Origin of the sequence: Inquilinus limosus (assembly GCF_002195995.1) — a bacterium.
In the GTDB taxonomy this organism is placed as follows: Bacteria; Pseudomonadota; Alphaproteobacteria; order DSM-16000; family Inquilinaceae; genus Inquilinus; species Inquilinus limosus_C.
The window spans coordinates 13,071-30,621 of sequence record NZ_NHON01000075.1; the positions used below are offsets into that span (position 1 = coordinate 13,071).

The following is a 17,551-nucleotide window of genomic DNA, read 5'->3' on the forward strand; positions in this document are numbered from 1 at the left end:
CATGAGCAACCCATCGCGCGCCGTCCTGGTGATCCATGGCGGCGCCGGCACCATCCGTCGCGAGTCGCTGACGCCGGAGCAGGAGGATGCCTATCACCAGGGCCTGCGCACCGCGTTGCGCCACGGCCATCTGGTCCTGGCGGCCGGCGGCTCGGCGCTAGACGCCGTGACCGCGGCGGTGATGGCGCTGGAGGAGGACCCGCTGTTCAACGCCGGTCGCGGCGCCGTCTTCACCAGCGCCGGCGAGAACGAGATGGATGCGGCGGTGATGGACGGGCGCGACCGCCGCGCCGGCGCCGTCGCCGGCATCTGCGGCCCGCGCCACCCCATCCTCGCCGCCCGCGCAGTGATGGAGCGGACCGAGCATGTGCTGCTGGCCGGGGAGGGGGCGCGCCGCTTCTGCCGCGAGGCGGGGCTGGAGCATATGGATCCGTCCTGGTTCCGCACCGAGCGGCGCTGGGCGGCGCTGCAGGAGGAGCTGGAGCGGCGCCGCCAGGCTTTGCCGGATGACGGCGACCCGGCGCGCAAGCACGGCACGGTCGGCGCCGTGGCCTGCGACGCCGCCGGCAATGTCGCCGCCGCCACCTCGACCGGCGGCATGACCGGCAAGACCCCGGGCCGGGTCGGCGACAGCCCGGTGATCGGTGCCGGCACCTGGGCCGACAACACAACCTGCGCGGTGTCGGGCACCGGCCATGGCGAGTTCTTCATCCGCTACGCCGCCGGCCACGAGATCGACGCCCGCATGCGCTGGGCCGGCCTGGGGCTGGCGCAGGCGGCGGATGCGGTGGTGCTGGACCTGCTCGGCCCGGTCGGTGGCTCCGGCGGGCTGATCGCGGTCGACGCCCAGGGCCATGTCGCGCTGCCCTTCAACTGCGAGGGCATGTATCGCGGCGTGGTGGGAGCGGACGGCGTGCTGCGCACCGCGATCCATCGCGAGGATTTCCGGGTCGAGACGGCCTGACGACTCCGGTCTCCGTCATGGCGAGGAGGCGAAGCCGACGCGGCCATCCAGGGGCCAGTGCGAACCGGCCCCTGGATGGCCGCGCCCCTGCGGGGCTCGCCATGACGGATCGATATTCCGGGGCGTTGGTATAGGGTCTCGCAGCTACGCGCGGCGAGTCGCCGCGAACGGGAGGATGGAATGACCGTCGATACACAGAAGCGGCTGGCGGCGCTGCGGGCGAAGATGCGGGAGGCGGGCGTCGATCTCGTCGCGCTCGGGCCCGGCTCGCACATGCAATGGGCGGCAGGCTTCCACCCGCATGCCGATGAGCGGCCCTGCCTGCTGCTGATCGGGCCTGAGCGCGAGGCGTTCCTGATGCCGGCGCTGAACGCCGAGGGTTCGCGCGAGGAGACGGCGATCGCCTTCCACAGCTGGGACGACGCCGTCGGGCCGGATGCCGCGCTGGCCGCCGCGCTGGCCGATGTCGGCGCGGCGCAGGCCGGGCATGTGGTGCTGGACGAGACGATGCGGGCGGATTTCGCCCTGCTGCTGCTCGGCGCGCTGCCGGGCGTGCGACACAGCTTCACCGATAGCACCATCGGCGCTTTGCGCATGCGCAAGGACGCGGCGGAATTCGCCACGCTGAAGATGAATGCCGGCATCGCCGACCGCGCCATCCAGGCCGCCTTCGCCGCGGCCAGGCCGGGCATGACCGAGCTGGAACTGGCGGATGCGATCAAGGCGCATTTCACCTCGGAAGGCGCGTCGCCGCAGTTCTGGATCGTCGGCGGTGGCGGCAACGGCGCCTTCCCGCACCACCAGACCGGCGGGCGCCGGCTGGAGGAGGGCGACGCCGTGGTGGTCGACATCGGCGGCCGCAAGGCCGGCTTCCCCAGCGACATCACCCGCATGGTCGCGATCGGCCGCCCGCCGGAGGGCTATGGCCAGATCCACACCATCGTCGAGAAGGCGGTGCAGGCGGCGCTGAAGGCGGCCAAGCCGGGCGTGATGGCGAAGGAGGTCGACGCCGCGGCCCGGAAGGTGATCGCCGATGCCGGCTACGGCGAATACTTCGTCCACCGCACCGGCCACGGCATGGGCATCGACGGCCACGAGCCGCCCTACATCACCGCCACCTCCGAGACGGTGCTGGAGGAGGGCATGGTGTTCTCGATCGAGCCGGGCATCTACATCCCGGGCCGTTTCGGCATCCGGCTCGAGGAGATCGTGATCCTGCGCGAGGACGGCCCGGAGATTCTGTCCACCCTGCCGCGCGACCTGCATGTGGTGCGGGTGTAAGGGCTGCCGGATTTGCTTTCTTGAGTCCCCCCTCCCCTCGCGGGAGGGGGTTAGGGGGAGGGGGTTCTCTCGGCTCGCACCGACCCCTGTTCCGGCCGTGGTGACGGCGGACAGGTCCCTGACCCATTCGCGCGCGGACGCGCGCAGACCCCTCCCCCTRRCCCCCTCCCGCRAGGGGAGGGGGGACTCGTTTGGCTTCGGTCGGCCGAAAGCGCCTCAGCGGTCAGCAGTCCACCGCGCATCCGGCACCACCACCAGCTTGCCGACGAAGCCCTTGGCCATGAAATCGGCCTGGGCGCGGTGGAAGTCGGACAGGCGGTAGACGCCGCCGACCAGCGGCTTCAGCTTGCCCGCCTCGATGTAGCGCACCAGTCGGCGGAAGGCGCCGCGCGTGCCCTGGGACGAGCCGTGCAGCTCCAGGTGCTTGAGGTACATCGTCCGCAGGTCCAACTGCACCACCGGCCCGGCGATGGCGCCGGCGGTGGTGTAGCGCCCCTCCGGCCGCAGGATGCGCAGCAGGTCGTTGAACATCGCCCCGCCGACCAGGTCGGCGACGACGTCGATCGGCCGGCCCTTGGTCACACGCTCCACCGCCGAGACCAGGTCGCCGGCATCGCGCGTCACCACCGCCTCGGCGCCGGCGGCCAGCACCGCCTCCTCCTTGCCGCGGCCGGCCACGGCATAGGGGATGGCGCCGCGGGCGCGGCACAGCTGGACGATGCCGGAGCCGACGCCGCCCGAGGCGCCGGTGACCAGCACCCGCTCGCCCGCCGCCACCCGGGCGCGGTCCAGCATGTGCTCGCCGGTCAGGTAGGCGCAGCAGAAGGTGGCCAGCTCGACATCGCTCATCGGCGTGTCGACGCGATGGGCGTGGTCGGCCGGCAGCGCCATGTACTCGGCATAGCCGCCGTCGCGGCCATGGCCCATGTAGTCGATGTCGGCCAGGCTGTCGTCGTCGCGGTTGTAGAGGCTGAAATCGACCATCACCCGCTCGCCGATCCGCGCCGCCGGCACGCCAGGGCCGACCGCGACGACGCGGCCGACCGTGTCGGTGCCCTGGATGCGCGGGAAGGTCAGGGTCGACCGGTCGCCGCGGCCGCGCCAACTCGACACCGCCTCCGGGTCCGCCTCGGTGCCGTAGGCGCCCTCGCGGACCCAGACATCGGTGTTGTTCATGCCGCAGGCGGCGACCTCGATCAGCACCTCGCCGGCCGCCGGCTTCGGCACCGGCACGTCGTCGCGGTAGACCAGCTTGTCGGGCCCGCCATGGCCGGTCAGGACCACGGCGCGCATGGTGGCGGGGATGGTTTCGGCCATGGTCGGCACTCCTTTTTTCACGTCATTGCGAGCGCAGCGAAGCAATCCAGGGCGGTTTGGCGTGGCCCCCGGATTGCTTCGTCGGCTTCGCCTCCTCGCAATGACGGCGAGGAGGTGATTTCAGATCACAATTCCTTGGCGACAGCCTCGACCGCACCGGTCACGGCCTTGACCACGATGTCGGCCTCGTCGCGGGTCAGGCACAGCGGCGGGGCGAAGCCCAGGATGTCGCCCTGCGGCAAGGCCCGGGAGATCACGCCGCGGGCCAGAGTCGCCGCGTAGATCCGCGGGCCGACCTTCAGCGCCGGGTCGAAGAACACCCGGTCGTCCTTGTCGGCGACGAACTCGACCGCCGCGGCCAGGCCCTCGCCGCGCACCTCGCCGACGATGCGGTGGCCGGCCAGCGCGTCGGTCAGCGCCTGCTTGAAATAGGCGCCGGTCTCGCGGGCGTTATCCACCAGCCCGAGGCTGTCGACCAGCTCCAGATTGGCGATCGCCGCGGCGGTGCACAGCGGGTGCGAGGAATAGGTCCAGCCATGGCCGATGGCGCCCAGCGCGTCGGACCCCTTCTCCAGGATCTTCCACACCTTCTCCGACACGATCACGCCGGACAGTGGCGCATAGGCGGAGGTCAGGCCCTTGGCGATGGTGATCAGGTCCGGCTTGATGCCGTAATGGTCGGAGCCGAACATCGACCCCAGCCGGCCGAAGCCGGTGATCACCTCGTCGGCGACCAGCAGCACGTCGTATTTGGTGAGGACCGCCTGGATCTTCTCCCAATAGCCGGAAGGCGGCGGCACCAGCCCGCCGGTGCCCAGGATCGGCTCGCCGATGAAGGCGGCCACCGTCTCCGGCCCCTCGGCCAGGATCAGCTCCTCCAGCCTGTCGGCACAGGCTTGCGAGAACTGCTCCTCGCTCAGCGACCGGTCCTCGCGACGGTAATAGTAGGGCGCGTCGGTGTGCAGCACCTGGGCCAGCGGCAGGTCGAAGGCCTTGTGGAACAGCTCGAGCCCGGTGAGGCTGCCAGTCATCAGGCCGGAGCCGTGATAGCCGCGCCAGCGCGAGATGATCTTCTTCTTCTCCGGCCGGCCGAGGATGTTGTTGATGTACCAGACCAGCTTGACGTTGGTCTCGTTGGCGTCGGACCCGCCGAGGCCGAAGAACACCCGCGACATGCCGGCCGGCGCCCGGTCGATGATCATCTTGGCCAGGCGGATCGACGGCTCGCTGCCGTGGCCGACATAGGCGTGGTAATAGGCCAGCTCATGCGCCTGGGCGGCGATCGCGTCGGCGATCTCGCGCCTTCCGTAGCCGACATTGACGCAGTACAGGCCGGCGAAGGCGTCCAGGCTGCGCTTGCCGTCGCGGTCGGTGATGTAGACGCCCTCACCGCCGGTGATGATCCGGTTCGGCGTCTCGCCGCGCGCATGGGCCGCCATATGGGTCGACGGGTGGAAGAAATGGTCGCGATCCCAGGCGTCGAGTTCGTTGCCGCGAAGGGCCATCGGGGTTCTCCTCAATAGGTGGGAATCGTCATTGCGAGGAGGCGAAGCCGACGAAGCAATCCAGGGGCCACGCCAAACGGCCCTGGATTGCTTCGCTGCGCTCGCAATGACGGTGTTTCACGGGTCTATGCCGCATCCAGGCACAGATACTTCAACTCGGTGAAGGCCTCGATGCCGTGGCGCGAGCCTTCGCGGCCGAGGCCGGATTGCTTGGTGCCGCCGAACGGGATCGGGGCGCCGGTGATCTTCACCCGGTTGACCGCGACCATGCCGTAATCGAGCGCACGACCCAGCCGCAGCACGCGGCCGGCATCGCGGGTGACGGCATAGGCCACCAGCCCGTATTCGGTGTCGTTGGCGCGGGCCACCACCTCGTCCTCGCTGTCGAAGGCGGTGACGGCGGCGACCGGGCCGAAGGTTTCCTCGCGCATGATCGCGGCGTCGTCCGGCACATCGGCCAGAACGGTGGGTGCGAAGAACAGCGGCCCGGCGGGGTGGACGTCGCCGCCGGCCAGGCATCGGGCGCCGCGGGCCATGGCGTCGCTCACATGCTCCGCCGCCTTGGCCACGGCGCGGCCATGCATCAACGGCCCGATCTCGGTCCCGGCATCGAGGCCGTTGCCGACCTTCAGCGCCGCGACGCGCTTGGCGAAGGCCTCGCAGAAGGCGGCATAGGCGGGCCGCTCGACATAGATCCGGTTGGCGGCCAGGCAGTCCTGGCCCGAGGTGGCGAATTTGGCATCGATCGCGATCGACACGGCGCGGTCGAGATCGGCATCGGCGAAGACGATCAGCGGCGCGTGGCCGCCCAGCTCCAGCTGCAGCCGCTTGATCGTCGGGGCGCAGCGTTCGGCGATCAGCCGGCCGATCTCGGTCGACCCGGTGAAGCTGACCGCCCGCACCCGCTTGTCAGCGCAGATCCGGCCGACGATCGGCTCCGGGTCGCCGGTGACGATGTTCAGCACCCCGGCCGGGATGCCGGCGCGCTCCGCCAACTCGGCCAGGGCCAGGGCCGACAGCGGGGTCTGCGACGACGGATGCGCCACCACGGTGCAGCCGGCGGCCAGGGCGGCCGCGGCCTTGCGGGTCAGCATGGCGCAGGGGAAGTTCCACGGCGTGGCGACGCCGACGACGCCCAGCGGCTCGCGCCGCACCATCATCTCGGCGCCGGGCAGGTGGCTGGTGACGGATTCGACGTTGAGGCGCTTGGCCTCCTCGGCGAACCACTCGACGAAACCGGCGCCGTAATCGATCTCGCCGCGCGATTCCGCCAGCGGCTTGCCCTGCTCCAGTGTCATCAGCAGGGCCAGATCCTCCTTGGCCGCCAGGATCCGGTCGAACCAGTTGCGCAGCTTCGCCGCGCGTTCCTGCGGCAGCAGCGCACGCCAGGCCGGGAAGGCGGCCTGGGCGGCGGCGATGGCGCGGTCGGCCTCGGCCGCGCCCAGCCGGGCCACGCGGGCGACAGTGATGCCGGTGGCCGGGTCGGCGACCTCGAACACCGCGCCGTTGGCGGCGGCGGTCCAGCGGCCGTCGATATAGGCCAGCTCGCGCAGCAGCCGGCGGTCGGTCAGGCGGCCGAGCGCGTCGTGCTGGCTGGGCCGGGTGGCGAGGGCGGTCATCGGCTGAGCCTCCGTCAAGGGCGAGGCCGCCAGGGTAGGGGCAGGGCGGGGGAGAAGGAGGCTGTTCGGGCCGCGATCGGGAGACCAAGTCTCCTGCCGAGGCGGGATGGGGGAGAGAGTTTCTCTTCGGCGAGACCGAGCCGCCCCCTCACCCGAAATCGCTGCGCGATTTCGACCTCTCCCCAAGGAGAGGTAAAGGGGGAGCGCCCTGTTTCCCTCTCCTCGGGGAGAGGGAGGGGCCCATTCGCGTTGGCGAATGGGCGGGTGAGGGGGAGCCGGCGCCTACGTCCCGTCCGCCAACACCTCGACCGGCACGGTCGCGTCGTCCTTCACCGTCCGGGTGACGATGTAGGTGAAGTAGCGGTCGATGCCGATCTCATCCTCCAGCAGCCGGTCGATCAGCCGCTGATAGGCGTCGATGTCGCGCGCCACGACCTTCAGCAGATAGTCGATGCCGCCGCCCAGCGACCAGCAGGCCACCACCTCCGGCACCGCCTTCACCGCCCGCTCGAACCGGTCGAAATCGGCCTGGCGGTGGGCACCCAGCGTGATCTCGACGAACACCATGGCGAAGGGCGCGATCCGGCGCAGCGCCAGCCGGGCGTGGTAGCCGGAGATCACGCCCTCGCGCTGCAGCCGGTGCAGCCGGGTCCAGCACGGCGTCGGCGACAGCCCGACCTTCTCGGCCAGGGCCAGCTTGGTGATGCGCCCGTCGCGCTGGATCTCGGCCAGGATGCGCAGGTCGATCGGGTCGAGCTTGACGGCGGACATGGCCGGAACCATGCCGGTGCGCAATTCGGGTTGTCAATTGAACTGATCCTGGATCACAGTCCCAATCATGACAATGTGGCAGCCCGATGCCGCCGCCCTGCGGCGGCCCGCCTATCTCTCCCTGGCCGATCAGATCGCGCGGGCGATCGCGGACGGGCGGCTGCAGCCGGGGGAGCGGCTGGCGACGCACCGGCACATGGCCGAGACGCTGGACCTGTCGGTGCAGACCGTCAGCCGGGCCTATGAGGAGCTGATCCGCCGCGGCCTGATCTCGGGCGAGACCGGGCGCGGCACCTTCATTCGCCCGCCGCAGCGCGAGCCCGCGCCGCCCTATATCCCGGAGCGGCTGAGCGAGGTCATCGACCTCTCGATCCTGAAGCCGGTGGTGTGCGAGACCCGACACATCGACGCGATGAAGGCGGCGCTGCACGACCTGGCCGACACGCTGCCGCATTCCGCCGTGCTGTCCTTCCGCCCGAACATGCTGTTCGCCCGCCACCGCCGCGTGGCGCAGGGCTGGCTGCGTGAGCATTGCGGGGTCGAGGCGGCGCCCGGCACCATCCACCTGACCAACGGCGCCACCTCCGGCATGACCATCGCCCTGATGGCCGCGGCCCCGCCGGGGTCGACCGTGGTGACCGAGGCGGTCGGCCACCACACGCTGGTGCCGCTGGCCGCCTATCTCGGCCTGCGCCTGCGCGGCGTGGCGATCGACGGCGAGGGCGTGATCCCCGAGGCGCTGGACGAGGCTTGCCGCGAGGGCGACGTCCGCGCCCTCTTCGTCATGCCGAACCCGATCAACGCCACTGCCAGCCTGATGGGCGCGGCGCGGCGGCAGGCGGTGGTCGAGGTGGCGCGCCGCCACGGGCTGCAGATCATCGAGAACGACGTGCTGGCGCCGCTCTTGACCGACCGGCTGCCGCCGCTGGCCGCCCTGGCACCGGAGCGCACGCTGCACGTCTCCACCTTCACCAAATGCGTGATGCCGGGCCTGCGCGCCGGTTATCTGGTGGTGCCGGACCGGTTGGGCCCCGGCGTCGCCAATCGCAGCCTGGTCACCAGCTGGATGGCGACCGGGCTGGTGGCTGAGCTGGCGGCCCGCTGGGTCGAGAATGGCACCGCTGCGGAGCTGGTGCGCTGGCAGAACCAGGCGATCCGCGGCCGCCAGGCGATCGCGGCCGAGCTGCTGGCCGGCATCCCGCACAAGGCCCATCCGGAGGGGCTGCATGTCTGGCTGCCCCTGGGCGAAGGGCGGTCGGAGGAGGAGTTCGTGTCCCATGCCCGGCTGCAGGGCGTGGCGATCGCGCCCGGCGCGTCCTTCGCGATCGAGGGCGGCATGGACCGGCAGCCGGCGGTGCGCATCTCGGTCGGGTCGACCACGCCGGAGCAGCTGCGCGACGGCCTCAAGATCGTCGTCAACCTGCTGCAGGGCGAGCCGGAGCCGGTGCTGCTGGCGATGTAGCAACCGGCACGTTGCTGCCTCAGGAATCATCACGGCAGGGCAAATTGTACTGATTTGTTTTTCCATTTGACATGATTTTGTCCTCCTCCCATCGTTGGCGGCAACCCAGGCCGTCGCCACACAGGGAGAGCGACTTGCCCGACTCCGTGACCACCGACCCATGCATCAGCGTCGAGGGCGTGTCCAAGCGCTTCGGCCCGCTGACCGTGCTGGACGACCTCAGCTTCACCGTGAAGCCGGGCGAGAAGCTGGCTTTGATCGGGCCGTCCGGCTCCGGCAAGACCACCATCCTGCGCATCCTGATGACGCTGGAGCAGATCAATGGCGGCGTGATCCGCATCGAGGGCGAGCCGCTGTTCCACATGCCGCGGAATGGCGGGCTGGTGCCGGCCGATGAGCGCCACCTGCATCGGATGCGCGCCAGGATCGGCATGGTGTTCCAGCTATTCAACCTATTCCCGCACAAATCGGTGCTCGACAACGTCACCCTGGCGCCGATCCTGACCGCCGGCGTCGACCGCAGGACCGCCGAGGCCCGGGCGATGGAACTGCTGGAGCTGGTCGGCATGGCCGGCAAGGCCAAGGCGATGCCGGCGCAGCTGTCCGGCGGCCAGAAGCAGCGCGTGGCGATCGCCCGCGCCCTGGCGCTGAAGCCGAAGATCATGCTGTTCGACGAGGTCACCTCGGCCCTCGACCCCGAGCTGGTCGAGGAGGTGCTGAACGTGATGCGCCGCCTGGCCGCCGAGACCGACATGACCATGCTGCTGGTCACCCATGAGATGAGCTTCGCCCACGACTTCGCCGACCGGGTCCTGTTCTTCGACCGCGGCCGGATCGTCGAGGAGGGGCCGCCGGACGAGATCTTCCGGCACCCGCGCGAGGAGCGGACCCAGACCTTCCTCAAGAAGATCATCGCCGCCGGCCAGCGGATCTGATCCGGGGCGGCGCCCAACGAGAGAACAGGAGAGGCAGAATGAACAAAGGATTTTGCGCGCGTCTGGTCCTGGCCGCCGTCTCGGCAGTGGCCTTCGCACTGCCGGCCGCGGCCGACACGCTGGAGAACCTGAAGGAGCAGGGCTTCGCCCGCATCGCCATCGCCAACGAGCCGCCCTTCACCGCGGTGGCGGCGGACGGCAAGGTCTCCGGCGCCGGGCCGGACGTGGCGCGCGAGGTGTTCAAGCGCATGGGCGTGCCCGACGTCGTCGCCTCGATCTCGGAATACGGCGCCATGATCCCCGGCCTGCAGGCGCGCCGCTTCGACGCCGTCACCGCCGGCCTGTTCATGAAGCCGGAGCGCTGCCGCGCCGTGGCCTATTCCCAGCCGATCCTGTGCGACGGCGAGGCCTTCGCGGTGAAGAAGGGCAACCCGTCGAACTTCCAGAGCTATGCCGACATCGCTGCCAACCCGGACGCCAAGATCGGCGCGCCGGGCGGCGGCACCGAGGAGCGGCTGGCGTTGGAGGCCGGGGTGCCGCGCGAGCGGGTGATCGTGGTGCCGGACGGGCAGAGCGGCATCAAGATGCTGCAGGATGGCCGCATCGACGCCTATTCGCTGCCGATCCTGTCGATCCAGGACCTGCTGAAGAAGGCGTCCGATCCGAACATCGAGATGGTCGGGCCGGTGAAGAACGCGCCGGTCTATTGCGACGGCGCCGCCTTCCGCAAGCAGGACACGGCGCTGCGCGACGCCTTCGACAAGGAGCTGGCGGCGCTGAAGCAGTCCGGCGAATTCGCCAAGATCGTCGAGCCCTACGGCTTCTCGGCCAAGGTCGCGCTCGAGACCAACCGCGACGCGATGTGCGGCGGCCCGAACTGAGGCAGGAGGAGAGGCCCGACGTGTTCTTACCCTTCCCCTTCCTGTCATTGCCGGGCTTGACCCGGCAATCCAGAGGGTCTCGGCATCTTCTGGATGCCCGGGTCAAGCCCGGGCATGACAGCGAGGGGCGGGTCGGGTCGGCGCTCACGCTCCTCGTAGGTTGGGTTCGCCATGGCGAACCCAACACGGCATGGCCGGGTCTTCGCCATGTTGGGTTCGCACCCGCGAACCCAACCTACGAAGCCGTCCCCCTTCCTTGGCGAGCCGCCGCATGACCGACTGGGAAGGCTATCTCGGGCTGATCCTCGACGGCGCCTGGGTGACCATCGAGCTGACGGTGCTGGGCTGCGCCCTGGCGCTGGTGGTCGCCTTCCTGGCCGGGCTGGGGCGGATCTCGTCGAACTGGGCAATCCGCACCGTCGCCACGACCTATGTCGAGTTCTTCCGCGGCACCTCGATCTTCGTGCAGCTGTTCTGGATCTATTTCGTGCTGCCGCTGGCCGGGTTCGAGCTCAGCCCGCTGCTGGCCGGCGTGCTGGCCCTCGGCCTCAATGTCGGGGCCTATGGCGCCGAGGTGGTGCGCGGCGCCGTGCAGTCGATCGGGCGCGAGCAGCGCGAGGCCTGCGTCGCCCTGAACCTCACCCGGCGGCAGAGCCTGTGGCACGTCATCCTGCCCCAGGCCTTCGTGCTGATGCTGCCGACCTTCGGCAACAACGCCATCGAGCTGTTGAAGGCCACCGCCGTGGTGTCGCTGATCTCGCTGACCGACCTGACCTTCCAGGCCCAGATCGTGCGGGCCCAGACCGGCAGCACCGCCTTCCCCTTCCTCACCATCCTGGTGATCTATTTCGCGCTGGCGATGCTGATCTCGGCGGGCGTGCGGGCGCTGGAGCGCCGCCTGGCCCGCGGCCTCGACGGCGTGCGGAGCTGAGCCATGGATTGGGACTGGGCCTTCGTCGCCGAGATCCTCCCGACCCTGATCGAGGGCGTGAAGATCACCATCCTGGCCACCATCCTCGGCTATGCCCTGGCGGTGGTGCTGGGCCTCGGCCTCGCCCTGCTGCGCCGGACCCGCCGCCGCTGGCTGGCGCGCATCGTCAATTTCGTGATCGAGTTCATCCGCGGCACGCCGCTGCTCGTGCAGCTCTACTTCCTGTTCTACATCATGCCGGATCTCGGCCTGACGCTGCCGCCCCTGACCGCCGGGGTGATCGGCCTCGGCCTGCACTACGCCACCTACACGGCGGAGGTGTACCGCGCCGGCATCGACAACACGCCGCGCGGCCAGTGGGAGGCGGCGAAGGCCTGCAACCTGACCGCGGGGCAGAGCTGGCGCCATGTGATCCTGCCGCAGGCGATCCCGCCGATGCTGCCGGCGCTGGCCAACTACTTCATCGCCATGTTCAAGGAGACGCCGCTGCTCTCCGCCATCACGGTGCTGGAGCTGATGAACCAGGCCCGCAGCGTCGCCAACTTCAACTACCGCTACCTGGAGCCGATGACGCTGGTCGGCGCCTTCTTCCTCGTCATCAGCCTGATCGCCGTGATCGGCCTCCGCTATCTGGAGCGCCGCTTCCGGCCGCTGCGCTGACCCGGAGCCGATGATGATCGAGATCGAACGGTCCGCCCTGCCGCTCAGCTTCGACGACCGGCCGCTGCCGAAGCGGATCGGCCTCGTCATCCTGGCGACCGACCACACCAGCGAGCCGGATTTCCGCCGCATGGTGGCGAGCGACCGGATCGGCCTCTATGTCGCCCGCATCGCCTATGCCAACCCGACCACGCCGGAGAACCTGCGCCGGATGCAGCCGCGCCTTGCCGAGGGCGCCGGGCTGATCCTGCCCGAAGAGGACCTCGACCTCGTCTGCTACTCCTGCACCTCGGCCTCGGTGGTGATGGGCGACGACGCGATCGAGGAGGCGATCCGTCAGGCCAAGCCGGGCGTCACCGTGGTCACCCCGCCGCTCGCCGCGCGCCGCGGGCTGGAGGCGCTGGGCGCGCGCCGGATCGCGGTGCTGACGCCCTACACGGTCGAGACCAGCCGGCCGATGGCCGAGTATTTCGCCGGCCACGGCCATGACATCGCCCGCTTCACCTGCCTCGGCCTCGACGACGACCGCGAGATGGCGCGGATCAGCCTGTCGTCGATCGTGGAAGCGGCCGAGGTGGCGATGGCGCCGGACGCCGAGGCGCTGTTCATCTCCTGCACCGCCCTGCGCGCCGCCGGGGTCGTGGCGGAGATCGAGCAGCGGATCGGCCGGCCGGTGGTGACCAGCAACCTCGCCACCGCCTGGATGGCCCTGCGCCTGTGCGGCGACGACCACCCCCGGCCGGAGCTCGGCCGGCTGATGGCGCTGTGAGGGGCGGGGAGATGGCTCTTCGTCCACTCTCTTCATTGTCATTGCCGGGCTTGACCCGGCAATCCAGGGGCCACCCAGAGCGGCATCGGGATTTCCTGGATGCCCGGGTCAAGCCCGGGCATGACAGCAAGAATCGTAGGTTGGGTTCGCGGATGCGAACCCAACAGGCTGGCGCTGCCACCACGATGTTGGGTTCGCCAAGAGCGAACCCAACCTACGTCTCTCTCCGGACGGCGAGGCCCGCCCGGTGACCCACGCCGTCACCCTCGACACCATCCGCGCCGCCGCCGACCGCATCGCCGGAGAGGTGGCGCGGACGCCGCTGGTCCGCTCAGCCGCGCTGTCCGAGCGCGCCGGGGCGCCGGTGTTCCTCAAGCTGGAGACCAGGCAGACCACCGGCAGCTTCAAGCTGCGCGGCGCCACCAACGCGGTGCTGTCGCTGCCGCCGGAGGCGCGAAAGGTCGGTATCGCCGCGGCCTCGACCGGCAATCACGGCCGCGGCCTGGCCCATGCCGCCGCCCGCCAGGGCCTGCGCTGCGTCGTCTGCATGTCCGCCTTGGTGCCGGAGAACAAGGTCGTGGCGATCCGCGCGCTGGGCGCCGAGATCCGCATCGTCGGCCGGTCCCAGGATGATGCGCAGAAGGAGGTCGACCGGCTGGTGGCGGAGGAGGGCTTCACCGCCATCCCGCCCTTCGACCACCCGGACGTGATCGCCGGCCAGGGCACCATCGGCCTCGAGATCGTCGCCGACCTGCCCGATGTGGCGCAGGTGGTGGTGCCGCTGTCCGGCGGCGGCCTGTTCGGCGGCGTTGCCGCCGCGGTCAAGGGGCTGCGGCCGCAGGTCCGCATGGTCGGCGTGTCGATGGCGCGCGGCCCGGCGATGCGCGACAGCCTCGCCGCCGGTCGCCCGGTCGCGACCGCGGAACTGCCGACCCTGGCGGATTCGCTGGGCGGCGGCATCGGCCTCGACAACCGCCATACCTTCGCCCTGGCCCGCGACCTCCTGGACGAGGCGGCGCTGCTCACCGAGGCCGAGATCGCCGCCGCCATCGACCACGCCTATGCGGCGGAGCAGGAGATCGTCGAGGGCGGCGGCGCGGTCGGCATCGGCGCGCTGCTGGCCGGCAAGCTCACCCTATCCGGCCCGACCGTCCTGGTGGTCTCGGGCCGCAACATCGACATGGCGCTGCACCGCAGGATCGTGAGCGGCGCCTGGGAGGACACGCCGTGCCCCGCATGACCATCGTGACGGAGGCGGAGCTGCGCCGCGCCGTCCCGCTCGACCGCGACGCCGTCGCCTGCGTCGAGGACGCGTTCCTGGCGCTGGCCACCAAGGCTGTGGCGATGCCGCCGATCCTGCGCCTCGACATCCCCGAGCATCGCGGCGAGGTCGACGTCAAGACCGCCTATGTGCCCGGCCTCGACGGCTTCGCCATCAAGATCAGCCCCGGCTTCTTCGACAATCCGACGCTCGGCCTGCCCAGCACCAACGGGCTGATGGTGCTGTTCAGCGCCAAAACCGGGCTGGTCGACGCCGTGTTCCTCGACAATGGCTATCTGACCGATGTCCGCACCGCCGCCGCCGGCGCGGTCGCGGCCAAGCATCTGTCCCGCCCGGACTCCCGGGTGGCGGCGGTGTTCGGCGCCGGGGTGCAGGCTCGGCTGCAGCTCAAGGCCCTGACCCTGGTGCGGCCGATCGCCGAGGCCCGGATCTGGGCGCGCGACGTCGGCCGGGCGCAGGCTTTGGCGGTGAAGCTGTCGGACGAGCTGGGCCTCGCCGTCCACGCCGAGGCGGCGCCGCAGGAAGCAGTCGACGGCGCCGACATCATCGTCACCACCACCCCGGCGGCCGAGCCGATCCTGCGGGCGGAGTGGCTGTCGCCCGGCCAGCACGTCACCGCCATGGGCTCGGACGCCGAGCACAAGAACGAGCTGGATCCGGCCATTCTCGCTCGCGCCGATCTCTACGTCGCCGACAGCCTGGCCCAGACCCGCCGGCTGGGCGAGCTGCACCACGCCATCGCCGCGGGGACCGTCGCCGCCGACGCGGTCTTCCCTGAGATCGGCGCCGTCATCGCCGGCACGGCGCCCGGCCGGCCCTCCGCCGCCGCCATCACCGTCGCCGACCTGACCGGCACCGGCGTCCAGGACACCGCCATCGCCACCCTGGCCCGCGGCCGCGTCGCCGCCGCCGGGGTGGGCACATCCTTCGAAAGCTGAGAGGCACAGCATGTCCGTAGAGCTCAACTTCAGCCGCGAGGAATATGCCGCGCGGCTCGCCAAGACCCGTGCCGCCATGGCCCGCCGGGGCATCGACCTGCTATGGGTCAGCGACCCGTCGAACATGGCCTGGCTGACCGGCTATGACGGCTGGTCCTTCTACGTCCACCAGGGCGTGCTGGTGCCGCCGGAGGGCGAGCCGATCTGGTACGGCCGCGGCCAGGATGCCAACGGCGCCAAGCGTACCGCCTATCTCGCCCATGACAACATCATCGGCTATCCGGATCATTACGTGCAGTCGACCGAGCGGCACCCGATGGACCGGCTGGCCGGCATCATCGACTCGCGCGGCTGGGGCCGCCTGTCGATCGGCGTCGAGATGGACAATTACTGGTTCTCCGCCGCCGCCTTCGCCTCGCTGCAGCGCCACCTGCCCAATGCCCGCTTCGCCGACGCCACCGCGCTGGTGAACTGGCAGCGCGCGGTGAAGAGCCCGCAGGAGCTGGACTACATGCGCAAGGCGGCCCGCATCGTCGAGGCGATGCACAGGCGGATCGTCGAGAAGGTCGAGCCCGGCCTGCGCAAGAACGACCTGGTGGCGGAGATCTACGACGCCGGCATCCGCGGGGTTGAGGGTTTCGGCGGCGACTACCCGGCGATCGTGCCGCTGCTGCCCTCCGGCGCCGACGCCTCGGCCCCGCATCTGACCTGGGATGACAAGCCGATGCGGTCGGGGGAGGGCACCTTCTTCGAGATCGCCGGCTGCTACAAGCGCTACCACTGCCCGCTGTCGCGCACCGTGTTCCTGGGCAAGCCGACCCAGGCCTTCGTCGATGCCGAGAAGGCGGTGCTGGAGGGGATGGAGGCCGGCCTGGGCGCGGCACGGCCGGGCAACACCTGCGAGGACATCGCCAACGCCTTCTTCGCCGTGCTCAAGAAATACGGGATCATCAAGGACAACCGCACCGGCTATCCGATCGGCCTCAGCTACCCGCCCGACTGGGGCGAGCGCACCATGAGCCTGCGCCCCGGCGACCGCACCGTGCTGGAGCCCGGCATGACCTTCCACTTCATGACCGGGCTGTGGCTGGAAGACATGGGGCTCGAGATCACCGAGAGCATCGCCATCACCGACAGCGGCGTCGAGATCCTGGCCGACGTGCCGCGCCAGCTCTTCGTCAAGCCATGACGGTTCTCGATCTGCCGCCCTCGCCGATCGTCCCGTCGGTCGATTTCGGCCGCGACGGGGTGCAGCACGGGACGCTGCGCCTGCCCTACAGCCGCGACGATTCCGCCTGGGGCTCGGTGATGATCCCGGTCGCGGTGATCAAGAACGGAGAGGGGCCGACCGCCCTCCTCACCGGCGCCAATCACGGCGACGAATACGAAGGGCCGATCGCCCTGTTCGATCTGGCGCGGACGCTGGACCCGGCGCAGGTCCGGGGTCGGGTGATCATCGTCCCGGCGATGAACTATCCCGCCTTCCGCGCCGGCACCCGCACCTCGCCGATCGACAAGGGCAATCTGAACCGCAGCTTCCCCGGCCGGCCGGACGGCACGCCGACGCAGAAGATCGCCGACTATTTCCAGCGCCACCTGCTGCCGTTGGCCGACATCGTGCTCGACTTCCACTCCGGCGGCCGCACGCTCGACTTCGTGCCCTTCGCCGCCGCCCACATCCTGCCCGACAAGGACCAGGAGGCGCGCTGCTTCGCGGCGGTGGAGGCGTTCTCCGCCCCCTGGTCGATGCGGATGCTGGAGATCGACGCGGTCGGTATGTACGACACCGCGGCCGAGGCGGCGGGGAAGGTCTTCGTGACGACGGAGTTGGGCGGCGGCGGCACCGCCACGGCGCGCACAGCCGGCATCGCCAAGCGCGGCGTGCGCAACCTGCTGCGCCATGCCGGCATCCTTGAGGGCGAGGTCGAGCGTGCGCCCAGCCGCTGGCTCGACATGCCGTCCGCCGACTGCTTCCGCTTCGCCGAGCAGGACGGCATGGCCGAGACCTGCGTCGATCTGGGCGAGCCGGTGAAGAAGGGCGACGTCATCGCCCGCATCCACCCGGTCGATCGCACCGGCCAGGCGCCCGCCGAGTACCGCGCGGCCCTCGACGGCATCCTGGCCGCCCGGCATTTCCCGGGGCTGGTCAAGGCCGGCGACTGCCTGGCGGTGATTGGCACCGTGGAAGGGTAGCCCCCTCACCCTCCCGCCGCCAACGCGGCGGGAGGGTGAGGGG

16 protein-coding genes are annotated in these 17,551 nt (G+C 70.4%); 12 read left to right on the forward strand and 4 right to left on the reverse strand.

All coding sequences use genetic code 11. The annotated features are described in order from the left end of the window. The first annotated feature begins 1 nt into the window (after position 1). Positions 2-964, forward strand: a complete 963-nt coding sequence (locus tag BWR60_RS27450) for an isoaspartyl peptidase/L-asparaginase family protein (protein WP_088154997.1) — start codon at positions 2-4, stop codon at positions 962-964. 180 nt (positions 965-1,144) lie between these two features. Then, complete coding sequence (locus BWR60_RS27455) at positions 1,145-2,245, forward strand: M24 family metallopeptidase (RefSeq protein ID WP_088154999.1); 1,101 nt, start codon at positions 1,145-1,147, stop codon at positions 2,243-2,245. Positions 2,246-2,461: 216 nt separating this feature from the next. Here BWR60_RS27455 and BWR60_RS27460 read toward each other — a convergent pair whose 3' ends face one another. From BWR60_RS27460 to BWR60_RS27475, 4 genes are all read right to left on the reverse strand, one after another. Then, a complete protein-coding gene (locus tag BWR60_RS27460) occupies positions 2,462-3,562 on the reverse strand; it encodes an alcohol dehydrogenase family protein (RefSeq protein WP_088155001.1) in 1,101 nt (366 codons plus the stop codon). A 125-nt stretch (positions 3,563-3,687) separates the two neighbouring features. Continuing rightward, entirely contained in the window at positions 3,688-5,067 is a 1,380-nt protein-coding gene (locus BWR60_RS27465; protein WP_088155003.1) for an aspartate aminotransferase family protein, read from the reverse strand. A 125-nt stretch (positions 5,068-5,192) separates the two neighbouring features. Then, a complete protein-coding gene (locus BWR60_RS27470; RefSeq protein WP_088155005.1) occupies positions 5,193-6,686 on the reverse strand; it encodes an NAD-dependent succinate-semialdehyde dehydrogenase in 1,494 nt (497 codons plus the stop codon). Positions 6,687-6,968: 282 nt separating this feature from the next. Next, entirely contained in the window at positions 6,969-7,457 is a 489-nt protein-coding gene (locus BWR60_RS27475; protein ID WP_088155028.1) for an Lrp/AsnC family transcriptional regulator, read from the reverse strand. Positions 7,458-7,524: 67 nt separating this feature from the next. On the opposite strand from BWR60_RS27475, the gene BWR60_RS27480 reads away from it, so the two are divergent. The 10 genes from BWR60_RS27480 to doeB all read left to right on the forward strand — a co-directional run bounded on the left by BWR60_RS27480 (position 7,525) and on the right by doeB (position 17,508). After that, on the forward strand, positions 7,525-8,919 hold the full coding sequence (locus BWR60_RS27480; RefSeq protein ID WP_088155007.1) for a PLP-dependent aminotransferase family protein: 1,395 nt from the start codon (positions 7,525-7,527) through the stop codon (positions 8,917-8,919). A 134-nt stretch (positions 8,920-9,053) separates the two neighbouring features. Beyond that, the gene (gene ehuA, locus BWR60_RS27485) at positions 9,054-9,854 is read left to right on the forward strand and encodes an ectoine/hydroxyectoine ABC transporter ATP-binding protein EhuA (protein WP_230983200.1); all 801 of its coding nucleotides are present in this window, start codon (positions 9,054-9,056) and stop codon (positions 9,852-9,854) included. Between the two features lie 38 nt (positions 9,855-9,892). Continuing rightward, positions 9,893-10,735: an ectoine/hydroxyectoine ABC transporter substrate-binding protein EhuB gene (gene ehuB / locus BWR60_RS27490; protein ID WP_088155011.1), complete on the forward strand. Its 843-nt coding sequence runs from the start codon at positions 9,893-9,895 to the stop codon at positions 10,733-10,735. Between the two features lie 271 nt (positions 10,736-11,006). Further along, entirely contained in the window at positions 11,007-11,666 is a 660-nt protein-coding gene (ehuC, locus tag BWR60_RS27495; protein ID WP_088155013.1) for an ectoine/hydroxyectoine ABC transporter permease subunit EhuC, read from the forward strand. A 3-nt stretch (positions 11,667-11,669) separates the two neighbouring features. Continuing rightward, the gene (gene ehuD, locus BWR60_RS27500; RefSeq protein WP_088155015.1) at positions 11,670-12,326 is read left to right on the forward strand and encodes an ectoine/hydroxyectoine ABC transporter permease subunit EhuD; all 657 of its coding nucleotides are present in this window, start codon (positions 11,670-11,672) and stop codon (positions 12,324-12,326) included. 13 nt (positions 12,327-12,339) lie between these two features. After that, positions 12,340-13,095, forward strand: coding sequence for an ectoine utilization protein EutA (eutA, locus tag BWR60_RS27505; protein WP_218823709.1), 756 nt, complete (start codon positions 12,340-12,342; stop codon positions 13,093-13,095). A 247-nt stretch (positions 13,096-13,342) separates the two neighbouring features. Next, positions 13,343-14,335, forward strand: a complete 993-nt coding sequence (eutB, locus tag BWR60_RS27510) for a hydroxyectoine utilization dehydratase EutB (protein WP_088155018.1) — start codon at positions 13,343-13,345, stop codon at positions 14,333-14,335. Further along, complete coding sequence (eutC, locus tag BWR60_RS27515; RefSeq protein ID WP_230983201.1) at positions 14,332-15,315, forward strand: ectoine utilization protein EutC; 984 nt, start codon at positions 14,332-14,334, stop codon at positions 15,313-15,315. Before eutB ends, eutC begins: the two co-directional genes overlap by 4 nt. A gap of 10 nt (positions 15,316-15,325) precedes the next feature. Beyond that, positions 15,326-16,504, forward strand: a complete 1,179-nt coding sequence (gene doeA, locus BWR60_RS27520) for an ectoine hydrolase DoeA (RefSeq protein ID WP_088155022.1) — start codon at positions 15,326-15,328, stop codon at positions 16,502-16,504. After that, entirely contained in the window at positions 16,501-17,508 is a 1,008-nt protein-coding gene (gene doeB / locus BWR60_RS27525; RefSeq protein ID WP_088155024.1) for a N(2)-acetyl-L-2,4-diaminobutanoate deacetylase DoeB, read from the forward strand. Before doeA ends, doeB begins: the two co-directional genes overlap by 4 nt. Positions 17,509-17,551: the final 43 nt, after the last annotated feature.